Source organism: Novipirellula herctigrandis, assembly GCA_007859835.1.
GTDB classification, from domain to species: Bacteria; Planctomycetota; Planctomycetia; order Pirellulales; family Pirellulaceae; genus Novipirellula_A; species Novipirellula_A herctigrandis.
This window is the reverse complement of sequence record SJPJ01000001.1, coordinates 4,840,712-4,842,600: the sequence shown is the minus strand read 5'-3', so window position 1 is coordinate 4,842,600 and position 1,889 is coordinate 4,840,712. Positions and strand designations below refer to the sequence as shown.

Here is a 1,889-nt window from a genome sequence, read left to right as displayed (position 1 = left end):
ATCCAAGAAACCATTCCACAGTGATCCGATGACCTGTTAATGCACAAACGGAATGGAATTTGATTGATGATGATCGAGTGTGACTCTCGCTTGGGTAAGTGTGATTCACTTGCCCATTATCGAGTGTTGCAGTTTGGCTTTTGGGGAGCGATGCCCCGTAGCGTCTTTCCAGTTGCTGGAACCTTGCAGCGGTCACGCTCGGAGGGCTACAATCGGCGACAAGTCGAGATGGTGGAAGTTATTGCTTCTTGAAAACGGGAGCGGAGCCGCGAAGACGGCAAAGTTCAATCCCGATCGATGAGGGGCCATCCGTGAACCCGAATAGTTCGCAATTTGTTTGCGATAGCATCAGACAAGAAAATGGCACGGCAATTGATCTTCAGGAGCAACACATGACAATTTACCCAGATGACGCTGACGGCAATGTACTGACTGATCTCGCAGGCCGAGGCGTTGACATGTCGCAACCCCTCGATTTCGAGTTTCCAGTTGTAGCGCCGGATCAAGAGGCGGCAAATGCAATCGCCAAAGCGCTCTTTGTGGCTGGATACGATACGCATATCGAGCATGACGAAGGAGAACCGAACGAGGAGGGCGAAATCGATCCCGATGACGAAGAGTTTGGCCCCTGTTGGGATGTTTTTGCGAATATTCGGATGGTTCCCGACTATGACGAGATTATGCGCATCCAAGAGGTTCTCAATAACATCGCCGATCCATTCGGCGGTAAGTCAGACGGTTGGGGAGTGATGCTCGATGCTGACCCCGAGCACGACCCCGAACAAGAAATCAAATAACCATGCCCATAAATAACCATGCCCATACAGGTGTGGACTGGACAGGAGGGTTTTGCGAGTACGCAGAAACCAACTGGTTGATATCTGCCTCCGCTAGTTCGATTCACCGCGTTCCTTGAGTTTCTCGATCAGGTAATCCGAGGGCGCTCGGTGCTTCACGTTAGGTGCACCGGGATAAACGAGTTTGCAGGTGACACCTGTGGCAGTGCAGTATTCCTGCAACTTCACGCCAAAGTTGGACGTGTGTGTCGGATCTCGTTGGTCTTTGCCTAATGCGGGTGGAGCCGAATAGATCAGATAGACCGGGGGATCATCGGGGGTGACCAAAGCGTAAGGCGAATACTCCTCGATCCATGGCAAGATGGTTTCACGCTCGGCAAGGAATTTTGGAAAACCTTGCAAACCAAATGCATGCGCACCGTATTTACTGTTGGGTGTCCAATCTTTCATCTGTTGGGGATCGAGAGTTGTTTGAGCACCGGTCACTGCCGCACACCAAAGGCGAGTCGATTCATGGGCAACCGGATCATCGCTTTTCGGGTCGGCCAAATCATCGTGAAAAGCCAACCACAAGCTCGAGCACGCGCCAGCGGAACCACCAGCGGCACCGATGCGATCCTTGTCGATATTCCACTGTGCAGCCTGACTTCGAACGAATTGCAGCGCTCGCGCGGCGTCATGTAGCGGAACCTTCACCGGTGGATCCACCTTTGCTTCATTGGCGTGTTTGATCAGGCGGTAATTGATTGCCACAACGGAGATACCCTCTTCCAAGAGTTGCTCGACATTAACAAACCGACTGACTAGCTCCTTTGTCCCACCCTGCCAACCACCGCCGTGAATGACGAAGACAAGTGGCGTTGGATTTGTCGATTCGGCTTTCCAGAAATCGAGGACGTGCCGTTCATGTTCACCATAACGCACCTCGGCAAAAGTAGGCGTCGGAACAGCGGGGGCTGCTGTCGCTTTCTTCTTTGCTCGTTGAGGTTGCTTTGGTTCGTCGGCCATTATCCTTGCACCGAAAATCAGGGACGCAATCAAGCCGATCAGAAAGTACTTTAGCATTGGATTGGGATTGAGCACGTTCATGCG

General features: G+C 52.2%; 3 protein-coding genes. 2 read left to right on the top strand and 1 reads right to left on the bottom strand.

Annotation, left to right across the window (positions count from 1 at the left end):
- Nucleotides 1-66: 66 nt before the first annotated feature.
- Nucleotides 67-252: a hypothetical protein gene (locus CA13_RS17725; RefSeq protein WP_146398837.1), complete on the top strand. Its 186-nt coding sequence runs from the start codon at nucleotides 67-69 to the stop codon at nucleotides 250-252.
- A gap of 140 nt (nucleotides 253-392) precedes the next feature.
- Nucleotides 393-797, top strand: coding sequence for a ribonuclease E inhibitor RraB (locus tag CA13_RS17720; RefSeq protein ID WP_146398835.1), 405 nt, complete (start codon nucleotides 393-395; stop codon nucleotides 795-797).
- 93 nt (nucleotides 798-890) lie between these two features.
- Here CA13_RS17720 and CA13_RS17715 read toward each other — a convergent pair whose 3' ends face one another.
- On the bottom strand, nucleotides 891-1,886 hold the full coding sequence (locus CA13_RS17715; protein ID WP_419194509.1) for an alpha/beta hydrolase: 996 nt from the start codon (nucleotides 1,884-1,886) through the stop codon (nucleotides 891-893).
- Between the last annotated feature and the right edge of the window lie 3 nt (nucleotides 1,887-1,889).